The organism is Shewanella sp. 492, assembly GCF_059338445.1.
This window is the reverse complement of sequence record NZ_CM181702.1, coordinates 420,990-436,223: the sequence shown is the minus strand read 5'-3', so window position 1 is coordinate 436,223 and position 15,234 is coordinate 420,990. Positions and strand designations below refer to the sequence as shown.

General features: G+C 50.6%; 10 protein-coding genes. 1 reads left to right on the top strand and 9 read right to left on the bottom strand.

Annotated elements, in window-relative coordinates:
- Nucleotides 1-3 precede the first annotated feature (3 nt).
- The gene (gene pmbA, locus AC5YBX_RS01985) at nucleotides 4-1,344 is read right to left on the bottom strand and encodes a metalloprotease PmbA (RefSeq protein ID WP_494520198.1); all 1,341 of its coding nucleotides are present in this window, start codon (nucleotides 1,342-1,344) and stop codon (nucleotides 4-6) included.
- Between the two features lie 140 nt (nucleotides 1,345-1,484).
- On the opposite strand from pmbA, the gene yjgA reads away from it, so the two are divergent.
- A complete protein-coding gene (yjgA, locus tag AC5YBX_RS01980) occupies nucleotides 1,485-2,024 on the top strand; it encodes a ribosome biogenesis factor YjgA (RefSeq protein ID WP_475515688.1) in 540 nt (179 codons plus the stop codon).
- 134 nt (nucleotides 2,025-2,158) lie between these two features.
- Here yjgA and AC5YBX_RS01975 read toward each other — a convergent pair whose 3' ends face one another.
- The 8 genes from AC5YBX_RS01975 to rng form a co-directional block, all read right to left on the bottom strand.
- On the bottom strand, nucleotides 2,159-3,301 hold the full coding sequence (locus AC5YBX_RS01975; protein ID WP_494520199.1) for an ABC transporter permease: 1,143 nt from the start codon (nucleotides 3,299-3,301) through the stop codon (nucleotides 2,159-2,161).
- 1 nt (nucleotide 3,302) lies between these two features.
- The gene (locus AC5YBX_RS01970; protein ID WP_494524784.1) at nucleotides 3,303-4,472 is read right to left on the bottom strand and encodes an ABC transporter permease; all 1,170 of its coding nucleotides are present in this window, start codon (nucleotides 4,470-4,472) and stop codon (nucleotides 3,303-3,305) included.
- A 4-nt stretch (nucleotides 4,473-4,476) separates the two neighbouring features.
- Entirely contained in the window at nucleotides 4,477-5,448 is a 972-nt protein-coding gene (locus AC5YBX_RS01965; protein ID WP_494520200.1) for an HlyD family secretion protein, read from the bottom strand.
- Nucleotides 5,449-5,450: 2 nt separating this feature from the next.
- Nucleotides 5,451-6,905: a TolC family protein gene (locus AC5YBX_RS01960; RefSeq protein ID WP_494524289.1), complete on the bottom strand. Its 1,455-nt coding sequence runs from the start codon at nucleotides 6,903-6,905 to the stop codon at nucleotides 5,451-5,453.
- Nucleotides 6,906-7,145: 240 nt separating this feature from the next.
- The gene (gene tldD / locus AC5YBX_RS01955) at nucleotides 7,146-8,594 is read right to left on the bottom strand and encodes a metalloprotease TldD (protein WP_494520202.1); all 1,449 of its coding nucleotides are present in this window, start codon (nucleotides 8,592-8,594) and stop codon (nucleotides 7,146-7,148) included.
- A 64-nt stretch (nucleotides 8,595-8,658) separates the two neighbouring features.
- Complete coding sequence (locus AC5YBX_RS01950) at nucleotides 8,659-9,489, bottom strand: carbon-nitrogen hydrolase family protein (protein ID WP_494520203.1); 831 nt, start codon at nucleotides 9,487-9,489, stop codon at nucleotides 8,659-8,661.
- Entirely contained in the window at nucleotides 9,413-13,678 is a 4,266-nt protein-coding gene (locus AC5YBX_RS01945) for a YhdP family protein (protein WP_494524288.1), read from the bottom strand. The genes AC5YBX_RS01950 and AC5YBX_RS01945 overlap by 77 nt, the downstream gene beginning before the upstream one ends.
- The gene (gene rng, locus AC5YBX_RS01940; RefSeq protein WP_494520205.1) at nucleotides 13,678-15,180 is read right to left on the bottom strand and encodes a ribonuclease G; all 1,503 of its coding nucleotides are present in this window, start codon (nucleotides 15,178-15,180) and stop codon (nucleotides 13,678-13,680) included. Before rng ends, AC5YBX_RS01945 begins: the two co-directional genes overlap by 1 nt.
- Nucleotides 15,181-15,234: the final 54 nt, after the last annotated feature.

The following is a 15,234-nucleotide window of genomic DNA, read 5'->3' as shown; positions in this document are numbered from 1 at the left end:
AAGCTAGTTACCGGCTATCTTCATTTCGTCGAGTAAGATACCGCCGGTGCGGATAGACGATCGCATATCGCGATCTTTAGCCACCGCCACAATATTGCGGTACATATCTTTAAGATTACCCGCGATAGTGATCTCTTCTACTGGGTATTGCACCACCCCGTTTTCGACATAGAAGCCGGCCGCGCCGCGAGAATAATCGCCCGTCACGCCGTTAACCCCTTGTCCCATCACTTCGGTCACGATTAAGCCTGTGCCCATCTGCTTGATGAGTTCATCGAAGGTTTGCCCTGTGTGCCCTAAAGTCCAGTTATAGATGCCGCCCGCATGGCCCGTATTGGTTAAACCGAGTTTACGCGCCGAATAACTGGTCAGCAGGTAGGTGGATAAGATCCCCTGACTGATAATATTACGCTCAATGGTCGCCACGCCTTCACTGTCATAAAAAGCACTGGCCAGCGCCCCTTTTAGATGCGGTTGCTCGGCAATGTTAAACCAATCGGGGAAAACTTGTGTGTCGATGGCGTCTTGCAAAAAGCTTGATTTACGGTACAAGCTGCCGCCACTGATGGCCCCTACAAGGTGGCCCATCAAGCCAGTTGCCACATCGGGGGCAAACAGAATCGGTAACTTGGTGGTCGCTATCTTACGTGCACCCAGTCGACTAACGGTTTTTTCAGCCGCTTTTAGCCCGACAGTTTCTGGCGTCCACAGGTCGCTGAACTTGCGCGCTATGGTGTAATCATAATCACGCTGCATCTGGCCTTCTTGCTCACCAATCACTACACAACTGAGGCTGTAACGCGAGCTGACATAGCCATTTAAGAAACCGTGGCTATTGCCATACACTTTAGCACCGGTATGGGCATTAGCGCTGGCGCCATCGGAGTTTTTTATACGAGCGTCAGCGCTTAATGCGGCTTCTTCGGCGCGCGCGGCGAGTAATTCAAGCTCTGCTGGGGTCGTGTCATGCGGATAGTACAACTCAAGATCGTCAATATGTTTAGCCATTAAGTCGGCATCGGCAAGGCCATTGAAAGGATCTTCTGAGGTAAATTTAGCAATATCATCGGCGGCTTTAACGGCGCGGCGGATCGCTTCAGGGCTTAAATCTGACGTAGATGAGCTGCCTTTGCAGCCGCCCCTAAACAGGGTGATGCCCAAGGCGCCATCTTTATTAAACTCAACGGTTTCAACTTCTTTTAGACGAGTCGATACCGATAAGCCTTGCTGCTTACTAATCGCGACTTCGGCACCTGTGGTACCCAATGTAGCGGCATACTCTAATGCCATAGCAACGGCGTCTTTTAATGAATCCAGTTCAAGTTCAATGCTAGAAGAAGGCACAAATCTACTCTTTCGTTGTCAATAATGGCTGTAGCATAACAAACCCGCTAGGCTTTCACATTAAATAACTGCCGTCCCCAATAGGCGATATTCCAATGAAATGGTATTATTAGGGGAGTTTTTGTTAGAGATTTTTGATTATGAATATTGTTGGTGACTCAGAACATTTTAAACAGCCCTTTGACCATGACGAAGAATATGTCAGTAGAGCTGAAACCAAGCGAGAAATCGCGATTTACCAAGAGCTTGGTAAACAGTTAGTTGCACTCAGTAAGAGCCAGATTGATAAGCTGGATCTGGATGAGTTGCTATACGACAACGTGCTCAAGGCTAAAACCATCCGCATCAATACCGAAGCCTATCGTCGCCATCTGCAATACATTGGCAAGATAATGCGTAATATCGATATTAATGTACTGCAAAGCGATCTTAAAAATGTGCTTAACCAAAACCGCAATGAGAGCTCAAAAATCAATGTGGCGGAAAAGACAAAAGATCAGCTGTTAACTGGTGGCGATGATGCTATTCAAGCCTTAATCGAGCAGCACCCGACGCTAGAGCGACAAAAGTTGCGCCAATTAGTGAGACAAGCAAACAAAGAGCTGGCAAAACAACCAGAGCAAGCCTCAAAGTCAGCCCTTGAGCTAGTGAAATATATCAAGGCAGAAACCGCCGAATAAGGTTACGGTTTTGCTGACGTTTATCGCTCAAGCTATCCATATATCTTGAGTTATCATAGCCATATCATCTCTAAACTTATAAGCCCGCTTACTCGCGGGCTTATTATTTTTTACCACAGCCTAAACGATTTAGCTCAGTGAGCCACAGCGCGATTGAGTCGATAACGCACCCCAACATAGGCGAGCAGTAGATACCCTAACGCCAGCGCCCACAACTGCCACCACCGAGGCACCACATCCGCCCAACTGGCGCCTAATTGATTAAGCTGCAATATACCTTGGATTGACGGCACAGCCGGGATCAACTGCGACAACCCAATCAGCGGCGCAGGAATCAGCTCCAGCGGCCATACAAAACCAGACACAAACAGAATGGGCATAGAGACAAGTAACAAAGTTTGCGTTGGCAAGTCTCGACGACTAAAAAGACAACTAAAAGCCACTCCAGCCAAGGCAGTCGATAAGATAAAAGGCACCAAAAACAGCGCCACCTGCAACAATTTTCCCTGCACGCTCACGCCATACCAGTAGTAACAAAAACCAAAGTAAAAGCTAGTCATTACGCTATAGATGAGACCAAGGGTGGTAACGCGCGCGCCGATCAATTGCAGCGGACTCATGTCGCTCCAGTAACCTTGTCGCCCCCATTGGCCCGCGCCTAAAATGCTGCCGCCAATAAGCAAGGTTTGATGCAGCACTAACAGCAATACCCCAGGCACCACATAAGCGGTATAGCCTAGTGATGGGTTAAATGCAGGCACACTATTGAGCTTAATCGGATTTAAGTCTCGCTCAACCTGCTTAGCCGAGCGACCATGGGCCAGTAGACCATTAAACTGCACATATTTACCCGCATCGATCCCCGCGGCGGTTAACCCCTCAATAATCGCCGAGTAGATCAGAAAATAGTTGGCATCGCCGCCATAGGCCAACGTCACCCCTTCTTGTCGCAGTAAATCGCGCCTAAAGCCCTCGGGAATAACTAAATAGCCATGGGCCTTGCCACTGACAATCATCGCCTTGGCCTCATTGATGCTCGTCACCTGTGCGACCACATCTAACTTAGGGTTAGCGTCAGCATGGCGGATCAAACGCCGGCTCAAACTAGAGTGGTCGGCGTCAAGTACCACTATCTGCTGCAGGGTCGCCACTTCATTGAGATAAGGTAAGGGATAAAGTACAGCATAAAACAGCACACCACCAAAGAGGGTGATAGCGATGGCCTTATCGGTCACGATTGATTTCAACTCAGCCCAGATCAATGCGCCAAAGTTCATATTAGCGCTCCTCATTGTGAGCCAGATTATCGACAGCCGTGGCCGAAGCTTGGGCTCTAGACTTGAGGAAAACGATTAAGGGCAATAACAGTAAAAAGCCCCAATAGCTGCCCAGTTGCTGCACGAGTATCGTGCTGGTCTGATCATAACTGACCACGCCAATATGAGTGTCGATATAATGGCTCGATGGCATCACCAAACGCCACCACTGGGCCAATATCGGCATCTCTTGGGTGGGAAAGGTCACCCCCATAAAGGCAAACGCCGGTGCAAAGAGCGCGGTACAAAAACTGATCACTCTTGCACTGTCTTGTAGTAGCCAAAAAATGGTTAACACCAACAACCAGATTGCCAGCAGCATCACGAATAGCCCCAACAACAGCTGCCAGCTGTCTCCCGCCAGCGGTAAGCCTAAATAACGATATAAAAGACTGAAAATCACCGCGCCGTGTAATAAGAGTAGTGGCATATACAGCCCTATTTTAACGGCGATCACTCGATAGGTGCCCAATGACCACCAAGGCTGTGGATGCCCGAGACTTAACTCACGATTGAGTGAGTTGGCAAACACTAACATGGCGATGATCTGCAGCAACGCCAGTAGCACGGGTGGCAGTAAAAATACCACATAATTATTGTTAGCATTATATAAGGCGCTGGTTTGGCTACTAAGGGCATTGATATTGATCTCAGCCTGAGCCATAGGCACACCCGCTGCGAGCTGCTTAATCAGCGCCTTTTGCTGCAGTGCTGTGGCAAGAGTCAACTGCAGTTGGCTTGAAAGCAATTTTCCCACCAATAAATATTGGCCGTTATAACGAATATCGATAGTCGGCTGATGGCCCGTCAATAGGTCGTGGTTAAGTTGATAAGGCAATACGACCATGGCATAAGTGTTTGAACGCTGCATCGAGGCTTTTGCTTGCAGCACATCAGGGTAATGCAGCGGTTTTATCACAGAGTTGGCTTGAATTTGCCTCACCAGCATGCGGCTAAGCTGGCTTTGATCTTGGTCGACAATGGCCACAGGCAATTCACGTGGCACACCTGCGCTAAACAGCCACCACAGGCCAAATACCCCAAGCAGTGGGATATAGCTGATCAGCGCCAGCTGCCAAGGATCATGCCACAGCGCATTTAACTCTCGTTGTAAAAGCTGCCTAAAGGGCATCACATCAACGCACCAACAGGGTGGTCATACCGACGCGCAAATCGGCAATCGGCTCAGTGGGTCGCAACTCCATTTCAAAGGTGCGCATATCAAAATCGTGACCACTCTCGGTCGAGCGCCACGTGGCAAAATGGCCCAGCACACTAATGTGATCCACCGTAAAGGGGTAACTGGCCCCTAAGGCCGGGATCTGCACTTCTAGCTGTTGGCCGACTTTATAGTCTTTGAGTTGATCTTCGCGTACCTGAAAAATCGCCCACACATCTTGCATGTCGATAATGCTGACCACAGGAAAACCGCTCGGGGCCAGCTCGCCACTTTGCAGTAACACCTCACTGACTTCACCCGACTTGGGTGAACGCATCTGGCTGTCGGCTAAAATGGCACTCACCTCATTAACCGCCCCTTGTGCCATCCGAGCGTTACCTTCGGCGGCCGCTTTAATCTCTTCACGTGCCCCTTCGTCGGTCATTTGGTACATGGCATAGGCTGCTTGCTCGGTATACTTTGCCGCCTGCCACTGGGTAAAGGCTTCGTCACGTTTTTGTCGAGCCAATACCCCTTCAACAAACAGGGCTTCTACACGTTGATAGGTAGTTTGCGCCAGCGTTGCGGCGGCCTTGGCTTTAAGCCATTGCTCTTTAGCGGCGGTGATTTGCTGCTTACGTGCGCCATTATCGGCTTCTTGCTGCTTGGCCTTAGCGGCATCGCGCCCACCTTGCGCCTGCATCAACTTGGCGTTGAGTTCTGGACTATCGATGGCAAACAATAGATCGCCACTAGCCACCTTATCGCCACGGCGCACTAACACCTGCGATACTCGGCCCGGAACTTTGGAGGAGATATTGTATTCACGCGCCTCAATTTGTCCCTGCAAGCGCTCGGGCACTGGGGTGTAAGCCAAGGTCAGTCCGTAAGCTAAAATAGCCACCAAGGCCAGTAACGCCACAATGGCTACAATTCGATTGGTGCGCATGTTTATTTCTCCTGTGCGCCGCGTGCGCGACCGATAAATTCATCTAACTGACCACTGACCGCCATGAGCTTGGCATAAGCCACCACATAACGGTAACGCGCCGCTAATTGCTGGGTGGCTACGGCGCTAAGTTTTAACTCGGCATCGACCTTTTCAATGGAGGTAGATAATCCTTGGCTAAAGGCTAAATCACGTAAGCGTTTATTTTCGTGAGCTAAAGACAAAGACAGATCTAAAGACTTCACCTCCTCTTCAGCCTGTTGTAGCTGACGATAACTCTGGTCGAGCAGCAGGCTCAAGTCCTGTTGCGTCTGCGCCTTTGTGTAGCGCGCCTGTAATAGTGCGCTCTTAGCGGCTTCCACCTTGCCACTGCGACCATCACGACTTAATAGCGGCACCTTCACCCCGACACCCACCATCCAGTCGGGCTCCACCTTGGCAAACAGGCTGTCATCTTCATACAGGGTATAGTTACCGTACAAAAACACCGTTGGCCGATAGCCGCCTTTTTCTACATCGATAAGCCCTTGGGCTTGGGCTTCTTTCGCTTCGAGTAGCTTCAGCGCCGGGTGCTGAGCCAGCATCAGTTGGCTTAATTGCGGCAAAGAGGGCGGCGTTGGCAGCAAAAACAAGGGCGATGCGGTATCGACCGAGGACTGATGTAACATGCGCGACAAGGCTATTTGGGTCATCTCTAACTGACGTCGAGCACTAGCGTGATCGACCTTGGCATTTTCTAATGCGACCTGAGCATTAAGGCGCTCGACCTTAGCAATTTGTCCTTGCTGCTCCAACTTAAGCGCATGCTCGGCATGCTCGGTGAGCGATTCAACCAACTGCCCTTTGGTACTGGCTAACGCGTGGCTCACCGACACGGCGTAATATCGCTCCACCAGCTGCACAAACAGATCGCGAGTCGACAGTTGGTGCTCTTGCTGTTTTTCCACCACGTGGGCAGCTTGAATCGCTTGCGCCGCAGTGATGCGCCCGCCGGTATAGATAGGCCACATCGCCTGTAGGCTAGCGCGAAAAATATCTTGTTCGGTAAAGGGGGTCACAAACAACGATCCGGGAATGGCACCAATCGCCCCACCTAAGGCTGGGGGTAAACTGCCGGGGTCGAGGCTAGCCAACGGATTTAGATCGCGCAGATCCAGCTCAATGGGTTGCTCTAACCGGGTATAGCTACCGTTCACAGAGAGAGAGGGAAAGTTCAGCGAGTCGGTGGCGCTTTGCTGCGCGGTCGCCCGATTCACTTGTTGCTCACTGGCTTGCTGCTTGTCGCTGACCTTCAGCAGTTGTTGCCACGCATCGGCAAATTGAAGCGCCTTAGCGGCATCAATTTGAGCCGCTGTAGGTTGAGTAGTTTGAGCGGCAGTGTCTGACACTGGACGCGCAGTTTGTGCCATAACGCTGCTCACGCACAGTGATAACAATATGCTGGTTAAATATTTCATTGGCCCCTCTAGAGTTATAACTCTAATCCTTGGCGGATGTTAACATCCATCCCATATAAGTAGTAGCCAGATGGGCACAAACACACTCGATACTGTCTGCATCTGTGCTCAACTTCATTCAGACTATCACTCTGTATGAATGAAGTTGAGCGTTAGGTACGCTTTACCTATCCGATTGACCGACTCATATTACGCTATTGTGGCCTGAGCCAGATCAACATAGCTCGAATGAGTAATACCTTACGCGGTACCACCCACGGTTAAGCGGTCCAGTTTAAGGCTAGGCTGCCCCACCCCGACGGGCACGCTTTGGCCATCTTTACCACACACGCCAACCCCTTTATCGAGGGCCAAATCATTCCCCACCATAGAAATTTGCCCCATGGCCTCTGGCCCATTACCGATCAAGGTTGCGCCTTTAATGGCTTGGGTTATTTCGCCATTTTCAATGAGATAAGCTTCAGAAGCCGAGAAAACAAATTTACCCGATGTGATATCCACTTGACCACCGCCAAAGTTAGGCGCATAAATGCCCTTTTTTACCGACTTAATGATATCGCTCGGATCGGACTCACCCGCTTCCATGTATGTGTTGGTCATACGCGGCATAGGGAGGTGGGCATAAGACTCGCGGCGACCGTTGCCCGTCGATTGTTCGCCCATTAGGCGCGCATTGAGCTTGTCTTGCATATAGCCTTTTAAGATACCGTTTTCGATCAAGACTGTCTTTTGGGTCGCCACCCCTTCATCATCGATGCTCAGTGAACCACGACGATTAACTATGGTGCCATCATCCACCACCGTCACTAGGCTAGATGCCACCTGTTGCCCCACTTTGCCACTAAAGGCACTGCTGCCCTTGCGATTAAAGTCACCCTCTAGGCCATGACCGACCGCTTCATGCAGTAACACGCCCGGCCAACCTGCGCCCAACACCACAGGCATTTCACCAGCAGGGGCATCGATGGCAGTTAGGTTCACCGAGGCTTGGCGCACCGCTTCGCGGGCAAATCCAAAACAGTAAGGTAAGCCGGTCTCATCGGCATCAAATAGCACCTGATAATCATGACGTCCACCGCCACCACTGGCACCGCGTTCACGTTTACCGTCTTGCTCTAAGATCACACTACAGTTGAAGCGCACCAAGGGGCGGATATCGGCTGCAAGCGTGCCATCACTGGCGGCAACTAAGATCTCCTCATGGACGCCAGAGAGGCTAATGACCACCTGAATAATGCGACTGTCTAAGCTGCGCACATAGGCATCGGCTTGTTTAAGTAAGGCAATTTTCTTCACCTCTTCCATGGCCGCGATCGGGTCAGCACTTTGATACAGCGATTGCACCTGCTGTCGTTTCCAGGCTTTAACTTGGCCACTGTTGCCCGCCGCCGAAATGCCGCGCGCCGCTTCAACGGCCGCGTTTAAGGCGTTAGGGGTAATTTCATCGGCGTAAGCAAACCCGGTTTTTTCACCTGAGATCGCCCGCACACCCACGCCGCGTTCGATATGGAAACTGCCATCCTTAACGATGCCATCTTCTAATACCCAAGATTCGTGACGACTGCCTTGAAAATAGAGATCAGAAAAATCGACCTGATGCTGATGAATGCTATTTAAATAGCCTTGCAACTGATCAAGCGACAATCCATCTTGCAATAAGCTCTGTTCTACTTGGGTTAAAAATGGCATTAATACTCTCTCTTTAGCTCGCCTTGTGCGAGTTATTTCATGATTCATTCAATACCCAGATCGCTTAGGATCTGAGCTTAGGCACGCTAAACCGATTATGTTTAGCCACAGGTATGGCACGGCGAATAGGCGCTAGCTCATCCAGCTCGATAGTCGTTGACAGCCACCCGATTTGCTCATTTTTCTGTGCCACTATGTCGCCCCATGGGTTTATCACACAACTGTGACCCCAGGTTTCGCGACTGCCCTGATTATGTTGCCCCCACTGCGCCGCAGCCAAGACAAAACATTGGTTTTCTATCGCCCGCGCCTGCAACAAGGGCTGCCAGTGTGCCTTGCCAGTGACGTTAGTAAACGCCGCAGGCAGCACAATGATCTCGGCGCCCATCTCTCGCATGGCGCGAAACAGGTCGGCAAATCTGAGGTCGTAGCATATCGCCATACCGACTTTACCGAAAGGTGTATCGACCACAGTGATCCGCTCTCCTGGGCAAAAAGTCTCACTTTCGCGATAGCTTTTAGTGCCATCGGCCACATCCACATCAAACAGGTGCAGCTTGTCATAGTGGCCTAACGTAGCGCCCTTATCATCAAACAGATAACTGCGGCTATAAACCCGTCCATCGTCGGCTAAAATCGGTATCGTGCCGGCCACCAGATAAACCCCATATTGCGCCGCTTTTTGCGCCAAAGCCTGCTTTAGCGGGCTGTGCTGGTCAGTACTTGCATAGGCGAGTTGCTGGCTTTCATGGCCACCAAACAACAAACAACACTCGGGTAACACCACTAGATGTGGCTGCGCACTCGGCGCTAATAGCTTAAGCTGCTCGTCGATAAATTGAAGATTTTCGCTGACATCGCGGCTGCTTTGACATTGTAATAAGCTGACCTGCATACACTGGCTCCTTGTTATCACGGGTCGAATTGGCGCTGGAAAGATTGCCCTGCTGTGTTATCGGTTTTGGCGACTCATTAAACGCTGGCCGCGCCTCAACCGCTGGCTGTGGGATCTCAACTCCTGCGGCGTTAGTCTCAATCGGCGCCTCGTCTTCCATTGTGGTAGGCGACGTTGCCTTGGGCACCACTTGCTTGCGCAGATGTTCTGGCAGCACAGACTCGGGGATCTCTATCTCTTTACTCTTACGCTCGAGTTCTTCGAGCTTAGGCTCTGACATGGTACCTGTGAGCCTAAAGCGGATTTCTGAAATCACCTCAATCACAGGTTCTAGCACCTTGGTCAAGGCAAATGCCCCCAAGCCTAAGGTCCAACCGCCAGTACTCAGTAATACCACAGTCGGTACACTGGAGGCCAGTTGCGGCACGAAGCGAATATCATAATTTAAGCTTTCGGTGGTCAGGTCGGTATAACCGCGCACCCGCATATTACCGGCCACGGCATCCATCTCAGAATCTGTGGTTTTAACCACGCCATTGTCTATCTTAAGCGTGCCAGTAAAAGAGGTAAAATAGAGCCCTTTGCCAAATACGTCCGAAAAGTCCAGCGACAGCTTACGTAGCAAAGAATCTAGGCTAAACAGCGAGAAAATCCGCGCGCCTTTATCACTGACTTGCGACAGATGACCTTTACCTAGTTGATAGTTCACTTGGCCATTTAAGGTCTCTAACGAAAACGCATAAGGTGCACCGGCCCAAGATAACTGGGCTTGCAGCGCCACGGGCGACTCTTGAAGCCCTGTATTTATGCCTAAACGTTCTGACACCTCATCGAAGGTGTTAGCCTTAAGATCTAGTTCAAACTCGGTACGATTTTGCTGTTCGCGATTAAGCCAAGCCCCTTTGCCCTTAAAGGTGATACCTTCAGTGGTGAGCGAGATCGTCTGAATTTGATAATTGCCATTTTCAGGTGAGGCTTGCAACACCAGATGACCTAAAGGCTTATCAAACACACTAAATTCATCGACATCGATGGCCAATGGCGGCAGATGGTTCAAGACGGTGTCTTGAGTAAAATTCGCCGCTGACGACTCGCTTTGAGTCGCCACAGCAAAGTCAAAATGACTAGCAACCACCTTGATTCCTTGGGTGGCCCAATCGGGGTAAAAATCGATGCGACCTAAAAACTCTTTGGCTTGCCCCTCAAAACGCCAGCCATGCTCTGTGGTGTGACCTTGCAACGCCAAATCGGTCAGCGGCTGACCAAATAACAATAATTTATCTATGTTGCCATCGAGAGAGATAAGCGCAGGAAAAAATCCACGCTCGACCGCCTTATCTTCCACTATCTCGGCGCTCATCAAGGTTGAGGCGATGCTATGATCAGGATCTATTTGTGGGGATTGAGCCGTTGATGACTCTGGCGTTAAGGCCTTAGCCATGGCCGTATCGAGTTCATCGGTACTGGCGGGCACGGCCGCTATCAATGCTTGGATAATAGGCAGCCACTGCACAAAATCGGTCTCGGGCAGATCCAGTTGCAGGTGACCTTTATCGCGGCGTAATTCATCTCCGGGCTTGAAGGTGCGCCCCAGTAGCAGGTCAAAATGAGCTAATTGGCCGGCCGATTGTTCATTGAAACCGCCCCAAAATTCGAGTTTCTCCCCCAGTTTGGCTCCCAGTGACGATTGCTTATTATCGCCGATGAGTTCAAGGGATAGGTTGGTGGTAGTGTCGGCGCTTTTGGCAAAATCGCCGGGCAAGGTAAGGCTTACGCCCTTAAGATCGCTGCTGATCTGCGCTTGCATGCGATAACCCAAGGGGTCGAAAATTAATGTGAGCGCGCCAACCCAATCGAGGTTGCCCTGATAATAGTCACTCAAGGGGTTGTCTAGCATGGGCGATAAACCATCGAGCTGCCAACGCCCCAGCATATCCAGGTTTAACCCGTAATTCTGGTTAACCTTACCAGTGTCGAAACTCAAAGAGATGGGTTGATCGAATAACTGCGCCGTAATGGCCTCGCCCGTGACCACTTCATTGACAAAATAGATCTTACCCGTCACATCATTGAGCTGTACGCCGGGTTGACTGATGTACACCGGCGTCTGGTTAAAGGATACGCTGCCACGAATATCTTCTTGACCACCGTCATACAAGGGAATGGTCAAGTCCAACTTGGCATCGACCTCGCCTTGCACCTGCACCACCTCAAGCGTGGCACCAACGCTATCTCTGAGTGGCGACTGTAACAATACGGCGGTTGCCGCATCGCCATGGGTGTGCAGATCACTTTTGACGGTTAAGACAGTCTCCTTCCCCATGCGGGCAATGCCCACATGAGTACCGTCGGCGACCACATCGAGTAGTTTGCCCTTCTCGACCCAGATATCCATGGCCGCATTTTCAAATAAGGCGCTTAAGCTCAAGGCGTCCACTTCGGGCCAATCGGGCACAAATTGATAACGCGCCTGTTGCAGGGTAAATCCCGCCTGAAACACACCACTGTTATCGTCATAAGGGAAGTTGGCTAAGGGGCCATGCCATAACACCTTGGCATCGTCACTGCGTCCAGCCTTAATGGCGCCAGTCAGGTAATCGATTAAGGTGTTACTCATGCCATGCTGCGGAAAGTAGCGCTTAGCATTGGCAGCGTCTTTCACTATCACATCGGCCAGCAAGCTCAAGTGTGCCTTATCAACAAACTGCATTTTTAGGCCGGCGTCGAGACGTAAATCGGCATTGGCAAGCTGTAAACGCGGGGCGATCAGCGCCGCCTTGTCCATATCATACTTAACGGTTGCTGGCTCACCACTTAGGCGCAGCGGCTCAGCAAAGCCGCTATCAAAGTCGATGCGATAATCCTGCTTAGGTAACGACACATACAGGTCTGTACCATCAAGGCCAAGCACGACATCGATAGGGCCACTGCCCGGGATACCTTGCTCATATTGCCAAGCCAGCTGTTGTCCCTTGGCAGCAAAACGCAGCGCGGGCGCAGCTTGGTTAAGCTCATACTCGAGGCGCGCATCGACAATCGAGCCGCTGGGCGACATCGCTTGCCAAGTATTAAGCCCAGCCAACTCCATACCCGGTACCAAGGGCAGCAGCGGCAGCAGCACACTGGCGTCGAGCCGATTGATCGCCCCTTGTAGGCGATCTTGTTGCTGACTCAGGCTGACATTAAGCTCTGGCCACGCTTGCTGATTAGTCACAAAGGCTAAATTGTGACTGGTTAAGTGCCAACCTTGGCTGGTAGGGGCCCAATTAAATTGCCCCGCTTGGATCTCAAATTTTTGCTGCTCACCATTTAGCTGCCACTGTAACCAGCTAGGGGTAAATGCCATAGTGGCAGACGTAATTTGCCGCCGTGCAAAACTAGCCCACGCCTGTAAGTTCACCACTCCTTCAAGCGGTAAACTGCGGTTTTTATCGTAAGGATTAACTTGTTTTGAAGCCCATTCACCGAGATCTAACGCGTTAGCGGCAACATAGAGTTGGCCGATCAATTCATCGGGGCGACTCCCATCACCATTAATATCGACACGAAGTGATAAACGCTCGACCTCGGAGGCCCCATGGTCGAGAAACAGTTGCCCCTGGCCACGATGAGAGTCACCAAGATTGCGCCAGCGCAAATTATTGATATGAATAGGCGGATATTGATGTCCATCGCTGAGTAGCTGCATTTTAACATCGGTAATGGCAAACCTATCGAGCTGCTCTAATAGCAACTTATATACCCAGTCGGTATTGGCTACAGGCCCACTCGATGCTGCGTTAGTGCTAGCACTTGAGTTTAATTGATCGATATTTAGGGCGACTTGCACCCCTTCAAAAATGACATTCTCAATTTGTGGTGAGGCCGACACTAGGCTTTGCCAAAAGTCGAGTTTCACATGCACATCTTTGATCACTAAAGTAAAAGGTAAATTATTTTGCGGTGGTAGCACCAAGTTTTTAACCGTCATCGCTGGCCCAAACGCCTGCCATTCAGCGGTCAACTCGGTGACATTAACCACGACTTGGTATTCTTGTTCGATATAGCTGACCAGCTGCTGACGCACCTGATCCAGCTTGGGGAGCAAACCACGAAACAAGCTCACACTAAGGGCAAACGCCACCAAAATAATCGCTAACGTTTGCCAGCATAAACGGCCAAAGCTACGGGGACAAAATGAACGTGACACTACATTATCACCACATCAAATTTATTCTGCGCATACATAGGCTCACTCTGCAGCCGTACCCGCTTACCAATATAGGCGCCCAGCTCAGCTAATAAATGACTCTCTTCACCCGTTAAACTGGTGTGCACGGCTGGTGAACAATAGACTAAAAACTCATCGACATCATAGCCACGGTCGAGGCGAATGATCTCACGGAAAATTTCATAAGAAACCGTTTCCACCGTTTTTAAGGTACCTTTACCTAAACAAACCGGGCATTCACCGCACAGCACATGCTCTAAACTTTCTCGGGTCCGTTTACGTGTCATCTCGACTAGGCCAAGGCCTGAAAAACCACTGACATTGGTTTTTACTCTATCGGTCGCTAAGGCGGCTTCTAAGGTGGTTAATACCCGTTTTTTGTGGTCTTCATTAAGCATATCGATAAAGTCGATAATAATAATGCCACCTAAATTACGCAGCCGCAGCTGACGGGCAATGGCATGGGTCGCCTCGAGGTTGGTGTTAAAAATGGTTTCTTCAAGATTACGATGGCCGACAAACGCGCCGGTATTGATATCGACCGTGGTCATGGCTTCGGTTTGATCTATGATCAAGTAACCACCAGACTTTAGCTCGACCTTGCGCCCAAGAGCGCGCTGCACTTCATTTTCGACATCATAAAGATCAAAAATGGGCACTCGACCCGAGTAGTGCTCAATCTTCTCGGCGATCTCCGGCATAAACTCTTGGGCAAATTGCAGCAGCTCTTCATAGGTCTGGCCCGAATCCACCTGAATTTGGTCCAGTTCGGTGCCGACAAAATCCCGTACAATACGCACCGGCAACGCTAAATCTTGATACAACAGCGCCACGCCAGGACGTTTACGGCGCTCGCTGACCTTACCCCAAACACGGCGTAGGAAGGCGGCATCTTGCACTAGCTCTTGCTCGCCCGCATTTTCGGCGGCGGTGCGGATAATAAAGCCGCCATCTTCATCAACAAAAGGCTCGGTTAACCCTTTTAGGCGGGCACGCACCTCTTCAGACTCGATGCGTTGCGATACCCCAATGTGGCTTGAACCCGGCATGAAGACTAAATAACGCGAAGGCAGGGTGATGTCTGTGGTTAAACGCGCCCCCTTAGTGCCCAAGGGATCTTTCACCACTTGCACCATAATATCTTGCCCCTGACGGACTAGCTCACCAATGTCACGCACCACAAAGTTGCCTTTTTCTACATCGGCGACACACTCGGTATGGGGCACAATATCAGAGGCATGCAGGAAGGCGGCTTTATCTAAACCGATATCGACAAAGGCTGCTTGCATACCGGGTAATACACGGCTGACTTTGCCTTTGTAGATATTGCCAACCAAGCCACGCTTCATGCGCCGCTCGATATGCACCTCTTGCAAGATGCCATATTCAACCAGGGCGACCCGGGCTTCGGTCGGCGTCACATTGATCAATAACTCAGAACCAATCTTACGCTGCACTCTGTTTTTGACAATGTGACTCATGACTACTCACTTACTCTAATTTAAGGCGTTAGCGTTATTCCCAACACTACAGCT